13 protein-coding genes are annotated in these 20251 nt (G+C 63.1%); 3 read left to right on the top strand and 10 right to left on the bottom strand.

What is annotated here, in order from left to right; genetic code table 11:
- Positions 1–96: 96 nt before the first annotated feature.
- From ACSBQQ_RS17795 to bcsR, 8 genes are all read right to left on the bottom strand, one after another.
- The gene (locus ACSBQQ_RS17795) at positions 97–1383 is read right to left on the bottom strand and encodes a dicarboxylate/amino acid:cation symporter (protein WP_060429076.1); all 1287 of its coding nucleotides are present in this window, start codon (positions 1381–1383) and stop codon (positions 97–99) included.
- Between the two features lie 274 nt (positions 1384–1657).
- Positions 1658–3664 carry a biofilm formation regulator HmsP gene (gene hmsP / locus ACSBQQ_RS17790; RefSeq protein ID WP_060429073.1) on the bottom strand — a complete coding sequence of 669 codons (2007 nt, stop codon included), beginning with the start codon at positions 3662–3664 and terminating at the stop codon, positions 1658–1660.
- Between the two features lie 229 nt (positions 3665–3893).
- Positions 3894–7367: a cellulose synthase complex outer membrane protein BcsC gene (gene bcsC, locus ACSBQQ_RS17785; protein WP_060429071.1), complete on the bottom strand. Its 3474-nt coding sequence runs from the start codon at positions 7365–7367 to the stop codon at positions 3894–3896.
- Positions 7349–8461, bottom strand: coding sequence for a cellulose synthase complex periplasmic endoglucanase BcsZ (gene bcsZ, locus ACSBQQ_RS17780; protein WP_033649884.1), 1113 nt, complete (start codon positions 8459–8461; stop codon positions 7349–7351). The genes bcsC and bcsZ overlap by 19 nt, the downstream gene beginning before the upstream one ends.
- Positions 8462–8466: 5 nt before the next feature.
- Positions 8467–10773, bottom strand: a complete 2307-nt coding sequence (bcsB, locus tag ACSBQQ_RS17775) for a cellulose biosynthesis cyclic di-GMP-binding regulatory protein BcsB (protein WP_060429069.1) — start codon at positions 10771–10773, stop codon at positions 8467–8469.
- Positions 10774–10835: 62 nt separating this feature from the next.
- The gene (gene bcsA / locus ACSBQQ_RS17770) at positions 10836–13439 is read right to left on the bottom strand and encodes a UDP-forming cellulose synthase catalytic subunit (RefSeq protein ID WP_033653998.1); all 2604 of its coding nucleotides are present in this window, start codon (positions 13437–13439) and stop codon (positions 10836–10838) included.
- Positions 13436–14176 carry a cellulose biosynthesis protein BcsQ gene (bcsQ, locus tag ACSBQQ_RS17765; protein ID WP_049195646.1) on the bottom strand — a complete coding sequence of 247 codons (741 nt, stop codon included), beginning with the start codon at positions 14174–14176 and terminating at the stop codon, positions 13436–13438. Before bcsQ ends, bcsA begins: the two co-directional genes overlap by 4 nt.
- A 3-nt stretch (positions 14177–14179) precedes the next feature.
- Entirely contained in the window at positions 14180–14371 is a 192-nt protein-coding gene (gene bcsR / locus ACSBQQ_RS17760; protein ID WP_033649881.1) for a cellulose biosynthesis protein BcsR, read from the bottom strand.
- A 189-nt stretch (positions 14372–14560) separates the two neighbouring features.
- On the opposite strand from bcsR, the gene bcsE reads away from it, so the two are divergent.
- From bcsE to bcsG, 3 genes are read left to right on the top strand one after another with little or no spacing between them, the layout of a single operon-like run.
- Positions 14561–16129, top strand: a complete 1569-nt coding sequence (bcsE, locus tag ACSBQQ_RS17755) for a cellulose biosynthesis protein BcsE (protein ID WP_060429067.1) — start codon at positions 14561–14563, stop codon at positions 16127–16129.
- A complete protein-coding gene (gene bcsF, locus ACSBQQ_RS17750; protein WP_004934139.1) occupies positions 16116–16319 on the top strand; it encodes a cellulose biosynthesis protein BcsF in 204 nt (67 codons plus the stop codon). The genes bcsE and bcsF overlap by 14 nt, the downstream gene beginning before the upstream one ends.
- Entirely contained in the window at positions 16316–17971 is a 1656-nt protein-coding gene (bcsG, locus tag ACSBQQ_RS17745) for a cellulose biosynthesis protein BcsG (protein WP_060429065.1), read from the top strand. Before bcsF ends, bcsG begins: the two co-directional genes overlap by 4 nt.
- A 298-nt stretch (positions 17972–18269) precedes the next feature.
- Here the strand turns inward: bcsG and dppF are convergent, their stop codons facing one another.
- Together dppF and dppD are read right to left on the bottom strand one after the other, a co-directional pair.
- On the bottom strand, positions 18270–19259 hold the full coding sequence (gene dppF, locus ACSBQQ_RS17740) for a dipeptide ABC transporter ATP-binding subunit DppF (protein ID WP_047569862.1): 990 nt from the start codon (positions 19257–19259) through the stop codon (positions 18270–18272).
- Complete coding sequence (dppD, locus tag ACSBQQ_RS17735) at positions 19256–20236, bottom strand: dipeptide ABC transporter ATP-binding protein (RefSeq protein WP_004934132.1); 981 nt, start codon at positions 20234–20236, stop codon at positions 19256–19258. The genes dppF and dppD overlap by 4 nt, the downstream gene beginning before the upstream one ends.
- Positions 20237–20251 lie beyond the last annotated feature (15 nt).

Below are 20251 nucleotides of genomic sequence, written 5' to 3'. Positions count from 1 at the left end.
AATAATAGATAGCGGGGTTTTTAATGCAAGAAATCGTTACGAGGCAGGGGGAAAACCTCACCGGCCGCGGCTGCGGCCGGTGATTCGCCGTCAATATCAGGCGGAAGGCAGCGTTTTGTCCTCGCCGGCGTTTTTGTTGTTCAGCGTGGCTTTCAGCTGTTTCTCATCCAGTTGGCCGCACCACCTCGCCACGACCACGGTCGCCACCCCGTTGCCCACCAGGTTGGTCAGCGCGCGGGCTTCCGACATGAAGCGGTCGATGCCGAGGATCAGCGCCAGGCCGGCCAACGGCAGGTGGCCGACGGCGGAGATGGTGGCGGCCAACACGATAAAGCCGCTGCCGGTCACGCCCGCCGCCCCTTTGGAGGAGAGCAGCAACACCACCAGCAGGGTAATCTGATGCATGATGTCCATGTGGGTGTTGGTCGCCTGCGCGATAAACACCGCGGCCATGGTCAGGTAAATAGAGGTGCCGTCCAGATTGAAGGAGTACCCGGTCGGGATCACCAGGCCCACCACCGATTTCTTGCAGCCCAGCCTCTCCATTTTATCCAGCATGCGCGGCAGCGCGGACTCGGACGACGAGGTCCCCAGCACGATCAGCAGCTCTTCTTTGATGTAGTTGACGAATTTGAAAATGCTGAAGCCGTTGGCGCGGGCGATGCTGCCCAGCACCACCACCACGAACAGGATACAGGTGATATAGAAGCACACGATCAGCTGGCCGAGTTGCACCAGGGTGCCGACGCCGTATTTACCGATGGTAAACGCCATGGCGCCGAAGGCCCCCAGCGGCGCCAGGCGCATGATCATGTTGATGATGCCGAAAATCACCCGCGAGAAGCTGTCGATCACGTTGAAGATCAGCTGCCCCTTTTCACCCAAGCGATGCAGGGCGAAGCCGAACAGCACCGCGAACAGCAGCACCTGCAGAATGTTGCCGCTGGCGAATGCGCCGATCACGCTGCCGGGGATGATGTCCAGCAGGAACGGGATGATGCCCTGCTGCTGCGCCTGCTCGGCGTAGACTGCCACCGCCTTGGCGTCCAGCGTGCCGGGATCGACATTCATGCCGGCGCCCGGTTGCACCAGGTTGACGATCACCAGGCCGATAATCAGCGCGATGGTGCTGACGATTTCAAAATACAGCAGCGCGATGGCGCCGGTGCGGCCCACCGCCTTCATGCTTTCCATGCCGGCGATGCCGGTCACCACGGTGCAGAAGATCACCGGGGCGATAATCATCTTGATCAGTTTGACGAAGCCATCGCCCAGAGGTTTCATCTCGGCGCCGAGGTCAGGGTAGAAATGGCCAAGCAGGATACCCAGCGTGATCGCCGTCAGCACCTGAAAATAGAGGCTCTTAAAGATCGTTGTTTTCATATGAACATCCTATGGGGGGAAGACACGCACCAGGCAGCAGTCTAAAAATCCAGCCTGTTCATTGCTTGCGCGGAAAATAACACCCACTTAACAACATGGAAATAATTTGTTGCACCTGCCCCTGGGAGTTGATGTGAATTTAAGAGCTGAAACGCGTCAGTCGGGGTGCAAAGCTGAAAATTGCGTAATGCTTTGTTTGCACTAACGCAAAAGAGGTAGAGGAGAAATAGCGATTTTCGGACGGGGAAAAGTACCGGAAAGGTAAACGCGGCGCTTACGGCGCCGCGCGGCAAAACTCGGCTTCGAACGCTGCGCGCGGCAGCGGCCGGGCGAACAGGAATCCTTGCCCGCTGCGAATGCCGTGCTGCAGCAGGCAGTCGCGCTGCTCGGCGTTTTCCACGCCTTCGGCCATCACCGGCAACGCCAGCACTTCGGAAATCGCACTGACGATGCGCACCATCGCATCGTCGGCCGGCAGCCCCTGAATGAAGCTGCGGTCGATTTTAATCAAATCGATCGGCAGGGATTTCAAGCGGTTCAGGTATTCCAGACTGGAGTAGCCCATGCCGAAGTCGTCAAGCGCGATCGACAATCCCAGATCGTGCAGCTCGCGCAGCAGCGCCAGCGCGCGGTCGAGATCGTCGATGCGCACCGTCTCGGTGATCTCCAGCAGCAGCTTGCGCGGGTCTATCCGATACTGCGCCAGCAGGTTTTTCAGATGCGGGACGAACGCCTCATGCTGCATCTGTATACCGGAAACGTTGACCGCCAGCGGCAGCGCAATGCCGCGTTGCTGCCAGTCCGCCAGGATGCGGCAGGACTCTTCCAGCACCCAGTTGCCGAGAGGCACGATCACGCCCAGCTCTTCCGCGAGCGGGATAACGTCGGCCGGCAGGGTATAGCTGCCGTCATACTGCTGCCAACGCAGCAGCGCTTCGGCGCCGATCACCTCGTTGGACTGCATGTCGATCTGCGGCTGCAGGAACAGCGTAAAATGCCGCTGCTCGATGCCGTGCAAAATCTCGCTCTCCTGCGTCAGCCGCTTCTGCGTGCGCTCCGTCAGGCTGGGCTCGAAGAACAGGATCTGATTTTTTCCATCACGGTGCGCGGACATCATCGCCGAGGTGGCGCTGCGCAGCAGCTGTTCCGCACTTTCCCCCTGATTGAGGTAGTGCGCGATGCCGATGCTGGCGTTGGGCCGCAGCGCCAGACCTTCCAGGGTCAAGGGCGCGTTGATCTCCGCCATGATGCGTCGCGCCAGCTGCATGGCGTGGAACGGCCGCTCGGTCCCCTTGGCCAGGATGGCGAATTCGGTATTGCTCAGCTGCGCCAGCACGCCGTTTTCGTCGATGCAGCCGCGCAGCTTCTTCGCCAGCGCCAACAGCAGCGCTTCACGCATCGCCGGGCTCATCACGCCCGAGGCTTCATGCAGCGTCTCGATGCCGATCACCAGCAGGTTAAAACGCTCGGGGCGCAGGCTGGAGGCGATATGCTGTTCCAGCAACGCGTTCAGCAATGCCGGATTCGGCAGTTCGGTCACCGGATGGCGGGTGCTCAGGCGGCTCATGTCGGCATGCGCCTTGGCCAGCGTCTGTTGATTACGGTTGTAGTTGCGCACCAGCAGGCCGAGCTCGTCGTCCTGGTGCAGCGTCGGCAGCATCAGCTGGTGGTAGGGCGCTTCGTCCTGCGAGATGTTTTCCAGCTCTTTGGCCATCGCGCGCAGCGGATGCACCATCAACCGGTTCATGCACCAGGTGATGGCCACCGACAGGATCAGCGCCAACAGCAGGTAGGTCGATAGCATGGTCGACAAAATGCTGCGGATAAACTGGTACATGCGGAACGAATCGGCCTGCAGCACCAGATAGGCCAGCGGCTGCTGGTTGGCCGGCACCCGCTCCAGCGAATAGAGCGGCACGGAAATTTGGATCGGCAGCTCAAACAGCCGGGCGATCAGCGTCGGCACCGGCCGCTCCGGCGGGAAATTGGCGTGCAGCGCCTGAAATTCGTTCGGCAAGACGATATCCGCCCGGCTGAGAATGCCGACCGGCAACAGCGTGTTCAGCACCTTTTTGGCTTCCGGCACGTCCATGCGCAGCACCGCTTCCGCCAGCGGCTGGCGCACGGAGTGCGCGATATTCTCCAGTTGCTGGGCGTAGTCATCCCTGCGCTGCTGCACAAAGTGGAATAACTGGATCACGATAAAGATGCAGATCGTGACCAGCGCCACGCCGGACACCGTCGCCATCTGCTTAATCGTTAACGAACGCCTGACCCGCAAACCTGCTCTCCGTGAAATCGGGCTGAAACAAAAAAGGGGGCTGACTCTCACCCGCCCCCTCGAACCGGGCTGATTATACTCGATCATCGGCTGTTTTTATCTGGCTATGCCGCAGGCAAAACCAAGAAAATCGCGGGTTTCAGTCTTTTCCTAAAGCGAACAAACGCGACCCGGACACAGGGTAACAAAACTCCCCGGTGTCCGACACTCCGAATCTTTCCCCTCCCGGCTACTTGAAGTCGGCGTAAGGCGTCAGCGGCTGCGGCGGCAAATCGAGATCCCCCTGCCAGCCGGCCAGGGAATAGCGCAGATAAATCAACGCGTGGCTCGGCGTATAGTCCTTCGCCTGTTGAATGTCGATACCGGCGCCGAGCGTCCAGTGCGAACTGAGACGGCGTTCGACGATCGCCCGCAGCGTATAACCGACGCCGCTCGAGGAGCTGCCGTCCTCAACGGCGAACTTATCGGGCAGCGAATCCGGGATCAGCCCCTGCAGCGGATAGCGGCGCTGGCTGTCGGTTTTCGAATGGGACAGCGAAACCGAACCGCCCAGCTCCCACGACCAGTTCTCGGTGCGCTGGCGATAGTTGACCGGCAGCGACAGCGACAGATATTGCTGCGGGCTGTAATAGCCGCCCTGCCCCAGCGAATAGCCGCTCAAATCCTTCTGGTAGTGCCACAGCATGGTATTGAGCCCGACGCTCAGACGGCGATTGTCTTCGTTGATCAGCTTGTAGTAGTAGCCGGCCATCAACCGCTGCCGCTGGTTATCCGCCACGTTCTTGCCGGTAATCTGGTGCGCGCTGAGATCGGCCCACACGCCGTTCGCCTCGCCGCGATCGTAGCTGGCGCTCAGGCTGACGCCGGTGGCGCGCACGCCGCCCCAGGTGACGCCGGTATTCGGATCCTTGGCGCCGCCGAACGCCAGCAGCGAGCTGGAGATCGGCCGCCGCGAAGCCGCCAGCGTCCAGCCGATGTGGTTCCAATCGCCGCTGTAGGCCAGGCCGCCGGTCCAGTCGACCACCTCAAAGCCCATCGGCGTCGTGCCGATATCGGCGGCCCAGCGATCGTTTTTCCAGCCGGCCGCCACGCTGGTACCGGTGGTTTTCTGGTGTTCATCGCCGCGGCACCCTTGCGTGTGGCAGGTGCCGAAGGTCTCGTAGTATTTGCCGCTGCCGTCGGTCGAGAAGCGGCCGGCATCCAGCTGCACGGTGTCGGTGCGCAAGAAGGCGCGCCCGTCATACAGCGGCATGTCCATCTGCAGCATGGTGTCATGCGCGTTGAAATCGGAAATGCCGCCGGTGCCGCTCGAGCGCCAGTAATCGTGATCGAGCGTGACGTTCACGTCTTGCTGCCGGTACAGATCCGCGGCCTCGGAGCGGATGCCGCGTTTCAGCCAGTCGTCGCTCGGATTATTGCGCGTCAAATAGGTGTAACTGTCATTGTCCTGCGGCAGCGTCGGCGTGATGCCGCTGGCCACCATCGCCTGGCGGTAATCCTGCTGCGCCCGCTCAGGCTGTTGCTGAGCCCGCTCCAGCCGGGCGGCGTCACGGTAGATCAGCGCCTTGGTCTGCCCGACGGGCTCCGAAGCCGCCGCCGTTTTCAGTCGGTCGAAGATAGCTTCGGCCTGCTGCGGATCGCCGACCGCCCCCCAGGCGTTGGCGACCCGCCGCTGGCTGTTGAGCGAAGCGTCTTGCGGCTGCGGTTCGGTTTTCAGCCGTTGACGCGCCGCTTCCAGATCCCCCTGCGCCACATAGGCTTCAATCTCGCCCAGTTGCGCATCCGGGTTATTCGGTTCACGCCGTTTCACCCGCTGATAGTCGCCCAGCGCCGCCGCATACTCCCCGCGCGCCAGCGCCCAGTCGGCCAGCAGCAAATCGATGCGGGTGTCCGCCGGCTGCCGGCGCAGATAGGCTTCCGCCGCCGGTTCGTCGCCGGCCGCCCGCAGCCCCTCGGCATGTGCAATCACCGCCTGCATTTTTAGCCGCTGCGCCAGTTCGCGCATGTTGTCGTTCCACTGCGCCGCAGGCAGCGTATTGAGCTGCGCCAGCGCCTGGTCGTCGCGATCGCTGCCGGAAAGGTAGAGCGCATAGGCATAGGCCAACTGCGGATTGGCGCGCTGACGCTGCGCCAGCTGCCGGAATAAGGCGTCCGCCTGTTGCGGCTGCCCGGCCTGACGCAGCGCCTGCGCATAGCGATAGGTTAGCCAAACGTCGTCGGGATCCATCGGCTGGGCGCGGCGATAGATTTCCGCCGCCTGCCGCCACTGCTGTTGCGCCGCCAATGCCTCCGCCTGCTGTTTCAGCATATCGAGCCGCAGTCCGTCGAGGGTGCTGCGCAGTTTGGCCTGCTGGCTGCCTGGCAGCCCATTAAGGTAGGCCAACGCTTTTTCCGGCGACTGCCGTTGATAGATATTCACCAGGCCGCGCAGCGCGCTGCCGTTACCGGGATCGCGCCGCAGCGCCTGCCGATAAAACCCTTCCGCTGCGGCGTCATCTTTGCTCGCCACCGCCACATCGCCCAGGCCGATGAACGCGTCGCCGTCGCGGTCGTCGAGTTGGCGCGCCTGCTGGTATTTCTGCCTGGCCAGCGCGAGATTGCCGGCCTTCAGCGCCTTGTCGCCTTCGTCTATCGCCAGCCAGTAACTGGTGCTCTTGATCAGGCTTTGCCACTTGCCGCTGTCGTAGCCGTTCGTGTCGGCGGCAAGCGCCTGGCGGAACAGCTTCAACGCCTGCGGGCGGTTGCCGGCGCGCGAATAGGCCTGGCCGAGCGCGCCCAGCACCTCGGCGTCGTTCGGCGTCGCCGCCAGCGCCTTTTGCAACGCCGGAATGGCCGCCCGGCTGCCGCCTTTATCCACCTGCGCCAGGCCGCGCACCCGCGCCTGATACGCCGGATCGGCCAACAGTTTCTGCTGTCTGGCCAGCTCTTCGCGGGCGCTGGTCGCCTGATCGCCGGTATCGAACACGCCGAGGAAACGGTTGAGCGCCGCCACGCTCTGCGCGCTAACCGGCATCGCTTTGACCTTGTCCAACCACAGATCGGCGGCATCGCCGCGCCCGGCCGGATCGGCGGCGATCTTCTGCAGCAGCTCATAGGCCTGCGCGTCCTGGTTCTGACTGAACAGCATGCGCGCCAGCGACATGCGCAGCGCCACGTTGCCGGAATATTGCTGATCCAGCGCCTGCAGCTGCTTCAACGCCTTCGCCTCCTGCCCCGGCAAACGCGCCACCAGCCGCCAATATTCCACCGCCAGCTCGAGCGTCGGCGGCTCGCCGTGGAACAGCGCATCGTACTGCGCCTTGGCCTCCGGCAACCGGCCGGCGGTCGCCATCAGGCGCGCCTGCTGCAACTTCTGCCGGGTTTCCGGCTGCGTCAGCAGCATGTTCATTTGCGCCTGGCGATAGGCGCTGGACTGCGGCGCGAGGGTTTTCAGCTTGTCCAACTGCTGCTGCGCCAGCGCCATATTGCCCTGCCGCAGCGCCAAACGCATGCGCGCGGCGATCACGTCCGGGTTGTTCGGATCCATCAACTCTAGCCGGTACAGCGACTGGCGCACCAGATCGTCCTTGTTGCCGGCCTCGCCAATGCGCACCTGTTCCAGCAGCCACTGCTCCGGGGCCACGGCTTCCGCAGCGCGCGCCTGCGGCAGCATCGCCAGGCTCAGCGGAATCAAATTCAGCCAGTTTATTTTGAAGTTGTGCATTGGCCGTCCCACGAGGGTTGCAATTCACCCTGACGATTAAAGCGATAACGTTGTTGATCCCACCCCTGGCCGAACAGCGTCAGCGAGGCGCTGAAATAGGCGTCGTCACCCGGCGGATGTTCGCTGATGCGTTGCCGCTGTGTCGCCAGCGCCTCGGCCTGCGTCGCCAACATCGGTAGCATCGAGGCAGAAAAGCCGACCGGGCCGGCGCCGGTGGTTTTGCCGCTGGCGGTATCGGTTTTTTCCGGCGGCACGCCCTGTTTGGCGGTGAGCTGCGCCATCGGCTGAAAACGTTCGAGCAGCGCCGCCTTGTGCTCATCGTCGTCCGCCAGCATGCCGGCCCACAGATAAACCCGAATGGCGTCGTAGCTGCCGACGTTCGGCTTGACGGGATCCGGCTGCCAGCCGGCGCCGACCCGCCACACCACCCAGTCCGGCGAGAAACCGTGCGGCGCGGTGCCCAGCCACAGCCGTTGATTGACCTGGCGCATCGCGCGCCACGGGCCGTTCAGCGCCGCAAAACGCGCCAACAGCTGCGGCGGCAGGTAGCTGGGATTCAGCCGCCAGCGATCGTCCGTCACGAACCCGACTTTGCCCGGCAACAGCATCAGGCCCAGGCCGGGAATGTCGGCCACCTCCTCGCGGCCGATGCGTTGCAGCAGCAGCGTCCCCAGGGTTTGATAGCGCCGGCTTTTCCACAGGCGGCCGGCTTCGAGCAGGTTGTAGGCGATCCACAGATCGGCGTCCGACGCCGAGTTGGCGTCCAGCACCTTCCACTGTTTGTCATCGCTCTCGCCCCACAGCCAGGCGGGCAAACGGGCGCTGAGATCGCCCGCCGCCAGATTGTTCTCCGTCCAGGCCAGCAGCAGATCGAAGGTCGGCCGGTCGTTGGCCACCAGGGCGAAGAACAGGCCGTAGCTCTGCCCCTCGGAGGTGGTGATTTTGTTCGGGCTGCTCGGATCGATCACCCGCCCCTGCGGGCTGATGTAGAACTGCTTGTACTGTTGCCAGCCCGGCCACTCGCAGGCCGCCGCGGCGCTGAAGGCGCACAGCAGCAGCATGCCGAGCGACAGGCGTTGCAGCATGGCGTTCACCGCCGTCAATCCCGATCTTCAGGCGCCAGACGACGCCGGCTGAAGGCCTTCAGGCCACGCCACAGCATCAGCCCCAGGATCACCACCAGCACCACCGCGATCACCGCCAGCAGCACCGGATGGGTGGAGAGGGCATACCACAGCCGCTCCCACCACGGCAGGTGGCCGACATAGTAAATATCGCCGACGCGCAGGCTGTTGACCCCCGATTCGCGGATCACCGCCACCGAGCCGAATACCGCGGCGCGCTTGCCGCTGTCCAGCAGGGCATTGTTCAGCAGCTCATAGCCGCGCGGGCTGTCCGCCAACAGCGCCACGATGCTGCGCTGGTCGTTGAACGGCGACTGCACGCCAATGATCGCCGACATCGCCCCCTCGGAGCTGACGGCGGTCTTGCTGTCCGGCCGGGTGTCCTCCGCCAGCGCTTCCGCGCTGGGCAGCGGCGGCTGCCGCGTCGGCTGTTTCACCCAGCTTTGGGTCGCGTCCACCAGCAGGCTGATTTTCTTGTCGTCGCGCAGCTCCGGCGGAATGGTACCGACCATCAGGATATCGTCGTCGCGATCCTTCGCCTGCGACCAGTCATCGCTCAGCGTGAAGGCCAGCGCCGGGTAGCCGGTTTGCGCGCCGATCACGCCCAGCGCGTTCAGCAGCGCGCTGACCTGCGCCGGTTGCGGTTTCTGATTCACCAACACCAGCGTTTGCGACAGATCCGCCAGGCGGCTGAACGGGAAGCCGGCGTTGGCGAAGGCGCGCAGATCCGGCATCGCCATAAAGTGGCGGTAGCCGGAGAAATCGATGGTGGACGCGCCGTCGATCACCGCGTGGTTTTGCGTGAAGGAGTAGGTTTCACAGCGCCCTTCCGCGCCGCTGGCCAGCAGCGTGGTGTAATCGAAGTCAAAGCGCAGCTGGTTGGTGGCCCCCAGCCGCAGCGCCGGGATATTGACGTTCTTGTCGGAATCGAGCAGTCCCTGCGTCAACGGCAGGCGCAGCAGCTGCGCGCCCTGCTCGTGCTCCGGCACCAGCGAGTAAGCCTGCACGAACTGGTTGTTCAGGCTGACGCTCAGCCGCGAACCGTCCTGAATGCGCGGCGCGGTGTAACGGTATTTCAGGTGCATGTCGATGCCGGTGCTGCGGATCAGGAACAGGTCCGGCGGCAGGTTCATGGTCAACGAAATCGGGCCGGGCTCGATACCGCTGGTTTGCAGCTGCTCGGCGTACTGCTGCAGCTCGGCGAAGGTCATCGGCCGATCGGTGCGCACCCAGTTCGGCGCGTCGTACGGCTGGCGCGGCGCCAGCTGTTCCACCTTGTCCACCGTTACGTTCTGGCCGCGGAACAGGATGTTGCCCTGCGCGATGCCCTTCACCGCGGTGATCAAATCGTTGTCGTCACGCCCCTGAATCAACAGCAGTTTGACGTACGGATTGTCCGGGTGGCTGATCATCTCCACCGTCGGGCCGTTGACCGCCGGATAATCGCGCAGGAAATCCGGGCGCTGCGAGTTGGTGGCGAACACCACCGCGTGCTGCGTCGGCAGCGCATTGTACAGCGTCGGGAAGGATTGCCCGCGCCACTGCGCCTTGCTGCCGAACCAGGACGCCAGAATGCCCGCCGCACGCTGCTGGGCGAGATCCGGCTGGCCGGCGAACACCATCGGCAGCGTCAGCGGCCGATTATCGCGGCTGTCGAAGAACGGCTCAGGGAAGTGCGACAGCTCGTTTTTCACCGGCAGCGTCTGGAAACGCAGCTTCAGCGCGCTGGACTTGCTGACGTCGAGCCACAGCGAGGTGCTGGCCGGGTTTTCGCAGATATTTTGATAATGGCCGACGAACACCAACCGAACGCGGTTAAAATCGGTGATATAGCGCGGATCGATCGCCATCTGGATGCGATTGGGCTTGCCCAGCTGCTCCTTGGCTATCGTGGTCACGCCCATCAGCTCGTCGTTCAGGTAGACCTTGACGTGCGACTCCACCGGGATCAGCGCCGGCGACGGCGTAAACTCCATATCGAGCATCGCCTGCGAGACCACCTCGTCGCTGCGCACGCCGAATTCGATCTGCCCGTCCGGCCGGGTGCCGCGCAGAACAAAGGTGCCCGGCGGCGGCGCTATCTGCGCAAACGGCAGCGACACGTCGCGCACCGGCGCATTCGGATCCTGCGGCACGGCGGTTGGCGGTGGCGCGATCGCCATATCGGCCGCCGCGGCGATCGGCGGCTGAGCCGCCACGGTCGGCGCGGTGGCGGTTTCGGCCTGCGACAGGGTGCTGATGCCTAAGGCCAGAGCAGTTAACCAGGTTATTTTTCTCGTCATCGTATCATCATCAATGTTGGAGCCTGTTCACCGGGCGAGTGAGCGGGCGGTTGAACTCGCAGCTAACCCACTGTTTCTTGTTGACCCAAGGTCGGATCCCTGCCGACGCCGCGCGGAATAAACGACACGACCCAGGCGGTCAGCGAGGTGACCCCGACCAGCAGACCGCGCACCAGCGGCGGCGCGTAGTCCGCCATGCGCACATACCCCCGGAAGCCCAGCGCCAGCACGTCGCGCAGGCTTTCGATCGGCCGGTCTTCGGGGAACCCGTCCTGCCACAGCGCCCAGGTATCGGCGCGGGCGAAGGTGCACTGAATGAAATCGATGTGTTCGCGGGTGGAGAGGTCGACCAGGCGCACCCCCACCTTGTTGCCGAAGGCGCGCGTCACCACGCAGGGGAAGCTGTACTCCTGCTGGCCGCGCTTGAGCAGCAGCGAGAGCCTGTCGCCGTCTTTCAACGCGTTTTCCACCCGCATCTCAATGCCCACACCGCCGTCGGAGTAATCGCGCAGCGTGCAGGGATACAGATGGCCGTCGGCGCGCGCGATCGCCGCCGGCATGGCGATTTCCACGCGGTGCGCCTGACGCACCTGCTTGGCCTCCACCGCCACCGCCACCGCACCGCCGAGAATCGTCATGTTGTACAGCACCCACACCAGGCTGATGATCACCGTCATCACCTCGTCCGTCGGGCCATAGGCCAACCGCCAAACGCCGAACGCCAGCCCGGCCAGGTTCAGGATCACCAGGAACATGTAAGGCCGGGTGATCACCCAGTCGACGTGCTCCTCCTCCACCAGCCCGCCCTTGGCGGTGACGTTGAATTTGCCCTTGTGCGGATTGAACAGCGCCACCGTCGTCGGCCGCGCGATATACCAGGCCAGCACCGTTTCATAGATTTCGCTCCAGAACGAATGGCGGTATTTCCCCTGGATACGCGAGTTGGTCAGGCTGGCGTGGATCATGTGCGGCAGCACGTAAAGCGCGATCGCCAGCGCCGGCGCGAAGATGATGTAAGCATGCAGCAGCAAAAACGCCAGCGGCGCGGTGAGGAAGATCAGCCGCGGAATGCCCGACAGGAAGTGCAGCATGGCGTTGGCGTAGCACAGGCGCTGCGCCAGTTTCAGCCCCTTGCCCAGCAGCGGGTTGTCCAGCCGGAAGATCTGCACCATGCCGCGCGCCCAGCGAATGCGCTGGCCGATGTGCGCCGACAGGCTCTCGGTCGCCAGCCCGGCGGCCTGCGGAATGCGGATATAGGCCGAGGTGTGCCCGCGCCGGTGCAAGCGCAGCGAGGTGTGGGCGTCTTCGGTGACGGTTTCCACCGCGATGCCGCCGATTTCGTCCAGCGCGCTGCGGCGCAGGATGGCGCAAGAGCCGCAGAAGAAGGTCGCATCCCACATGTCGTTGCCGTCCTGCACCAGCCCGTAGAACAAGGTGCCTTCGTTGGGCGTCTGGCGGAAGCGGCCGAGGTTGCGCTCGAACGGATCCGGCGAGAAGAAATGGTGCGGGGTCTGCAGCATTGCCAGCTTTTTGTCTTTGAAGAACCAGCCCATGGTCAGCTGCAGGAAGGATCGCGTCGGCACGTGGTCGCAGTCGAAAATCGCCACGAACTCGCCGGTGGCCTGCTTCAGCGCGTTGTTGATGTTGCCGGCCTTGGCGTGTTCGTGGGTCGGCCTGGCGATGTATTTCACCCCCACTTCGGCGGCGAACGCCCGGAATTCGGGGCGGTTGCCGTCATCGAGGATATAGATATTCACCTTCTCTTTCGGCCAGTCGATGCCCAGCGCCGCGTAGATGGTGGGCTTCACCACCCCGAGATCTTCGTTGTAAGTCGGCACCATCAGATCGATGGTCGGCCAGCTGGCGCTATCGGCGGGCAGCGGCACCGGCTGGCGGTTAAGCGGCCAGATGGTCTGGAAATAGCCCAGCACCAGCACCACCCAGGCGTAGGTTTCCGCCACCAGCAGCAACAGGCCGCACACCAGGCTTAGCGGGTCGTCCCAGTTCAGCGTGGCGGTATAGCGCCACCACAGGTAGCGACAGGAGACGGTCAGCGACAGCACGATCAGCATCAGCGCGGGCAAACGCCCCGGCACCCGGCGCACCACCATCGCGATCCCCCACAGCAGCAGGACGAACACGAACTGCGCCGGCAGATCGAACGGTTGCGAGATGCACAGCATGGCGAGGATCGCCGCCAGCACGCTGACCAGAATAAACAGCGCGCGCCGCATGCCGCGGTTCATGCGGCCGAGGCGCTCCACCGAGCGCTGTTCCACGCCGGCGTTCTTCAGCCGCTGCGGCAGGCCCTGCAGCCAGTCGGCATAGCGCTGCTGCAGGCGGCGCCAACCGGCGAAATAGTCGCGCTGCACCGGCGCGCGGCCGCTGCGAAACAGCAGCAGCCACAGCCCCTGCAGCAGATAACGCAGCGCATCCGCCGGGCGCGGGCGTTCGGCGGACAGATGCGGGAACCAGTAAGCGCGGCCGGTACGCACGCGCTGCCAGGCCGGCGACTCGAAGCGCAGCAGCAGCCAGCCCAACGCCACCAGCAGCGTGGCGAAAAAGGCGGTCAGCGCCGATGCGCCATTGCGGCGATAGCCGCGGTAGCGCGTCTGCACCGCCTGACGCACCGGCGGCACCAGCAGCAGGCTCAATACCCGGCTCATGGCGCAACGCCCCGTTTGAGGTTGATCAGGCACCAGTTGGCCAGCGTCAGCACTTCATCCGCCGCCAGGCTCTCGGGGCGGTACTCGCCCAACGGCTGTTTGACCGCCAGCGCTTCCGCCAACGCTTCGTCGCGGTGGATCACCACCGGCAACAGACCGCTCAGCGTTTGCAGCCACAGCTGATGCAGATCCTGCTGCAGCTGGCTGGCGGAGGAGTAGTGATTGACCAGGAAACGGCAGTCGTTCGGCAGCGTCTGTTGATGGAGCCGTACCTGGCAGTTGGCGTCGGGGTTCAACAGCATGAACACGCAATCGGCAAGCTGCAGCGCCTGCTGCGCCAGCACGCCGTCCCCAACCGGGACATCCAGCAGGATCCAGCGCTGCGGATCGCCGGCGATCAGTTGGCGCAGGTTGTCGCGCCAGCGTTCCGGCTGCTCCCGACACTGACGCTGCACTTCCAGCCGTTCCGCCGCATTCAGGCAGCCAAAGGGCAGAAAGTCGAGGTTTTCACAATAACGCAGCGCGCCTTCCTGCCAGCCGCCGCCATCCCGCTCCGCGCGAGCCCAGCCGCGCGCCAGCTCGAATGGCGTGTTGAAATGCAGGCGCAGCAGATTATCCGGCGTGAAATCGATCGCCAACACCGACTCACCCAGCTGCTGCAACGCCCAGGCGAGCGCCGCCGTGACCGACGTCGTCCCCATTCCACCCCGCAACCCTTGCAGCGCGATCACCGGCATAGATCAATGGCTCCCCGTGGTCTGCGCCAATTCGGCCAACAGTGGCCAGCGCGTCATCATTTGCGTTAACCGCTCCTGCCGGGAAATATCGACATAGCTTAATTTCGGCAATGAAAAAGCCTGGCTGAGCGCCTGCAGGTCATCCTGGCTCTCCCCAGGCGCCGCTGCACGAAAATGGGTGGGTGCGTTATTCATTCTTCCGCCTTGGCGAAAATAGGCTATGTTAATTAACTATAGCAACGATACAAAAAGAGAGAGGCAATAAGATGATTCTCAACAAATATTGTTGCAGAGCGTAGGAGATTTGTTATTGCCAGAGTAAAAATGGCTATCTTTATATATAAACGCCTTTAGTCGGCTTTCAACGAAAGTAGAACACATCCTATGGCGCACTCTTTTTCTCTAGGCATTCGGCAGATTTGGGAAGAGCTGTCGGTGATGCAGGCCCCCGGGCTTTATTGGATCAATATCGACAGGCAAAGCGACGCCGCGCTGCTGTGTCGCCAGGTCATTGCCGCCCAGCCGGCCACCCGCAAAGTCGCCCTGATCTGCAGCGGCGACAAACCCGATCGCCTGTTGGCCGAGCTGGCTTCGCCCGCGTTGCAGAAGCTGCCGCTGTATCAATTACCGGAGAAAAAAGCCGCGCTGACGCAGTTGAGCGACGATCTGATGCGCGCCCTGCGGCCGCAAAATCGCTTACTTATCCTGCTGGCCCACGCCAGCCTGTGGCAAACCTTCACCACCGAAGAGCTGCGTGAGTGGACGCGCGCCCTCGCCGCCTGGCTGCGGCGGCAGGGCTGCACGCTGTTGATTCTCAGCCACGGCGGCGGCATCAATAAGCTCAAAGGGCAGCTCAGCGCGCAGCATCGCATCCTGAACGGCCTGTCCAGCCTGCAATGGCAACAGGACAGCGCGCAATATCTGGTGAACTGGTGGAGCACCGAAAACGGCATCAACGCCAATCAGCTGCTGACGCTGTATGCCGCGGAAGGCGGCTGGCAGGGTGAGGATGAAAACAGCCAACCCTCCCCCACCGCCTTGCGCAGCGATGAAGGCCTGTATCTGGCCGAGCGCAGCATCCTGGAAGGCGCGCCACCGCTGTCCGCCAACTGGCAGTTGCTGGACAGCAACGACGAACTGGCGCAGCACGGCATGCTGAGACTCTCGGCGACGTTGATTTTCGCGCTGTACCAAAGCGACCAAATCGATCACCTGGCGCACCAGATCCACACCCTGCGCCGCAGCCGCGGCAACGGCCTGAAAATCGCGGTGCGCGAGATGAGCGCCAGCCTGCGCTACAGCGACGAGCGGCTGCTGCTGGCCTGCGGCGCCAACCTGATCGTGCCGCACGTCGCGCCGCTGTCGCGTTTTCTGACCATGCTCGAGGGCATCCAGGGGCAGCGCTTCTCGCGCCATGTGCCCGCCGACATCGATGCGCTGCTGGCCGGTTTGCGCCCGCTGCAGCTTAAAGGCTATATGCGGCCGGAACCGTTCAGCCAGGCGGTGCTTTCGCTGATGGGCAACACGCTGCTGCCCGAGGACGGCAAAGGCGTGATGGTGGCGCTGCGGCCGGCCACCGGCCTGCGCGCCGAACAGGCGATGACCCTGTGCCACCTGCGGCGCTTCGGCGACGTGATGACCGTGGTGCAGGGGCGGCTGGTGCTGTTTCTCTCCACCTGCCGCATCAACGATCTGGATACCGCGCTGAGGTTCATCTTCCGCCTGCCGGTGGATGAAGCCTTCAGCAACCGGGTGGTGTGGCATCAGGACGTCGATATCATTTCGGAAATCAAACGTATGGCCCAGGGGCGCTGGCAGATTTCGGCCACCGGCACCGCCGGCGCCGCGCCGCGCCCCCGCGAGACGGCGGCCGAGGCGCCCGCAGAACGGCGGCAGCCGGTCGCCTTCACGCTGACGCTTGGCCCGCAGGAGGAACCGCATGCTGAACCTTAACGACATCGTGCAACTGATCCTGCTGTGCGCGCTGATCTTCATCCCGCTGGGCTACGCCTTTCACCGGCGTTTTCCGCATTTGCGTCAATACTGGCAAAACCTGTTGTTATCGCCACGCTATTTGAAATCCGCCGGTTTGTGGGTGCGCACAGGCTCCTCATCTCAGATTAAACGTAAGAAGCAGCCATGAATCCAAACTCGAAGACGCAATCCGATAACGCTCTATGGCGCTACTGGCGCGGACTGGGCGGCTGGAACCTGTACTTTCTGGCCAAATTCGCCCTGCTGTGGTTCGGCTACCTGAACTTCCACGCGCTGCCGAATCTGGTGTTCATGGCATTTCTGCTGATGCCGATCCCGCCGCAGCGCCTGCATCGCTGGCGCCATTACCTCGCCATTCCGATCGGCATCGCGTTGTTCTACCACGACACCTGGCTGCCGGGCATCAACAGCATTCTCAGCCAGGGTTCGCAGCTGGCCGGCTTCAGCGCCCAGTATCTGCTGGAACTGATCGGTCGCTTTATCAACTGGCAAATGATCGGCGCGGCCTTCGTGCTGTTTATCGCCTACCTGTTCGTCGCGCAGTGGGTGCGCGTCACGGTGTTCACCGTGGCGGCGCTGGTGTGGCTCAATATCGTCAACATCGCCGGACCGGCAGTCTCGCTGCTGCCCGCGACCTCCACGGCCGCGGCCGGCGGCGCCAATACGCCGGCCACGTCTGCGCCGGCGGCGGGGGATGCTGCGCCGGCAGACAGCCTGCCGCCGACCAGCGCCAACCTGACGGCCTACCTGAACCAGTTCTACGAGCGAGAAAAAGGCCGCACCACCGCGTTCCCGGCCAGCTTGCCCGCCGATGCCCAGCCGTTCGATCTGCTGGTGATCAACATCTGTTCGCTGGCCTGGGCCGATATGGACGCGGTCAACCTGCAAAATCACCCGCTGTGGTCGAAGATGGACATCATGTTCGACAACTTCAACTCGGCCACCGCCTACAGCGGCCCGGCGGCCATCCGTTTGCTGCGCGCCAGCTGCGGCCAGCTTTCGCATCGCGATCTGTATCAGCCGGTGAACCAGCAGTGTTACCTGTTCGACAACCTGGCGAAGCTCGGCTTCAAGGAACAGCTGATGCTCGATCACTCCGGGGTGTTCGGCAACTTCCTGAAAGAGCTGCGTGAACAGGGCGACATGCAGGCGCCGCTGATGTCGCAGGCCGGCATCGGCAACGAGCTGACGTCGTTCGACGGCGAGCCGATTTATAACGATCTCGAATTGCTGACCCGTTGGCTGGATCAGCAGCAAAAAGGCGGTGACGGCCGCACCGCCACCTTCTTCAACGTCATCCCGCTGCACGACGGCAACCGCTTCGTCGGCTCCAACAAGAGCGCCGACTACCCGCCGCGCGCGCAGAAGCTGTTCGATCAGCTGAACACCTTCCTCGATCAGTTGGAGAAATCCGGCCGCAAAGTGGTGGTGGTGATCGTGCCTGAACACGGCGCGGCGTTGGTGGGCGACAAGATGCAGATGTCCGGCCTGCGCGACATTCCCAGCCCGAATATCACTCATACGCCGGTCGGCATCAAACTGGTGGGCATGAAGGCGCCGCATCAGGGCAGCCCGCTGCAGATCAAAACGCCGAGCAGCTATCTGGCGCTGTCTGAACTGGTGTCGCGTCTGGTAGACGGCAAGGTCTTCAGCGAACCCAGCGTCGACTGGCAGGCGCTGACCCAGGGGCTGCCGCAGACCCCGGTCATCTCCGAAAACGACAACGCCGTCGTGATGCTGTATCAGGGCAAGCCCTACATTCGCCTGAACGGCGGCGACTGGGTGCCTTATCCGCAATAAGCGCGGCCTCATTCACCCAAAGCACGCCGCCGGCGTGCTTTTTTATTGGGTTTTTATAATAAAAATGGCGAACGCTATCGGCCGAAATAAACTTATTAACAGCAACCCGTTGAATTCTATTATTCGATTACTATTATCATGCGAAGATTCTTAAAAATATAACGTTTTTCAGAATTACGTTAAGAGCATAATTTAAAAGACGGGTTGTCACGATCGTCTACTGACCAACCCTTTGATTGAATAATAAAAAACGCCGGCGCTGTGCCGGCGTTTGGTTTAGACAGGAAAATCCGGCGCTTCACGCCCCCGGATGTTCGTCCTGATCGACCGCAAAGCAGGCCACCATCTGCTCACCGTACTGTTTGAGCTGCGGCTGCAGCTGAACGCAGGTGCCGAAGGCGCGGCGGCAGCGGGCATTGAACGCACAGCCCGGCGGCGGATTCATCGGGCTGGGCAGCTCGCCGGTCAGCTTGATGCGCTCGCGGCGCATATCCGGGTTCAATCGCGGCGTCGCCGACAGCAGCGCCTGAGTGTACGGATGGCGCGGATTGTTGAAGATCGCCTCTTTGCTGCCCTTTTCCACGCAGCGGCCGAGGTACATCACCATCACCTCGTCGGCGATGTGCTCCACCACCGACAGATCGTGCGAGATGAACACATAGGACAGCCCCAGCTCCTGCTGCAGATCCATCATCAGGTTCAGCACCTGAGCGCGCACCGACACGTCCAGCGCCGACACCGGCTCATCGGCGATCACCACGTCCGGGTTCAGCATCAGCCCGCGGGCGATGGCGATACGCTGACGCTGGCCGCCGGAAAACATGTGCGGGTAGCGGTCGTAATGCTCAGTCTTCAAGCCGACCTTCGCCATCATCTCCAGCGCTTTTTCCCGCCGTTCGGCGGCGCTGAGCGAGGTATTGATCAACAGCGGCTCCTCGAGGATCTGCCCGACCTTCTTGCGCGGGTTGAGCGATCCGTAAGGATTCTGGAACACGATTTGGATCTTCTGGCGGCGCAGCTTCTCGGCAGAGGCGTCCGGCTTCAGCAGATCCTGCCCCTGATAGTACAGCTCGCCGCCGGTCGGCACTTCGATCATCGTCAGCAGGCGGCCGAGCGTCGATTTGCCGCAGCCCGACTCACCGACCACCGCCAGCGTTTTGCCGCGCTCCAGGGTGAAGGAGACGCCGTCCAGCGCCTTGACCAGCCGCTCCGGCGCGAACAGGCCCTTTTTCACCGGGTAATGCTTCTTCAGGTCAATTGCCTGCAGTAAAGGTTGATTCTGGCTCATACGGTCGGCCTCCCCGCATCATCCAGCGGTGTGTGACATTTAACCTGACGGCCGGGAATGCTGCGCAGCTCCGGCTCCTCGTTGCGGCAGCGCTCGTTGGCGTAGGGACAACGCGGGTTGAGCAGGCAGCCGGTCGGGCGATCGTATTTGCCCGGCACCACGCCCGGCAGCGAAGCCAGCCTCGCCTTGTCGGCGGCGAACTCCGGCAGCGCGCGCAGCAGCGCCTGGGTGTACGGGTGGCGCGGGGCGCGGAAAATCTCCGCCGCCTTGCCGGATTCCACCACCTGGCCGGCGTACATCACGATGATGTGGTGCGCAGCTTCCGCCACCAGCGCCAGATCGTGGGTGATCAGCAGCAGCGCCATGTTTTCGCGCTGCTGCAGGTCCAGCAGCAGTTCGATGATCTGCGCCTGGATGGTCACGTCGAGCGCGGTCGTCGGCTCATCGGCGATCAGCAGCTTCGGCCGACAGGCGATGGCCATGGCGATCATCACGCGCTGGCTCATGCCGCCGGAAAGCTGGTGCGGGTACACGTCCAGCCGCGAGGCCGGATCGGGAATGCCCACCTGGGTCAGCAGGTCGATAGCGCGCTGGCGGCGAGTGCGGCGGTTGCCGCCCTGGTGCACCTTCAGCGCCTCCATGATCTGATAACCGACGGTATAGCACGGGTTCAGGCTGGTCATCGGATCCTGGAAGATCATCGCCACTTCGGAGCCCACCAGCTGGCGGCGCTCTTTTTCGGAGATCTTGCGCAGATCCTGGCCGTTGAACTCCAGCTTGTCGGCCATCACCTTGCCGGGGAAATCGATCAGGCCCATGATCGCCAGCGAACTGACGGATTTGCCGGAGCCGGACTCGCCGACGATGCCGACCACCTGACCTTGCTCCACGCTGTAACTGATGCGGTCTACCGCGCGGAACGGGGTGCCTTCGTCACCGAAGTGCACCGAAAGCTTGTCTACATTTAATAACGCCATCTCTCTCGTCCTCTG

The sequence above is a fragment of the Serratia sp. G204Y genome (assembly GCF_051172435.1).
GTDB lineage: Bacteria > Pseudomonadota > Gammaproteobacteria > Enterobacterales > Enterobacteriaceae > Serratia > Serratia sarumanii.
The sequence above is the reverse complement of the archived record's forward strand: the minus strand, read 5'-3'. Positions and strand labels throughout refer to the sequence as shown.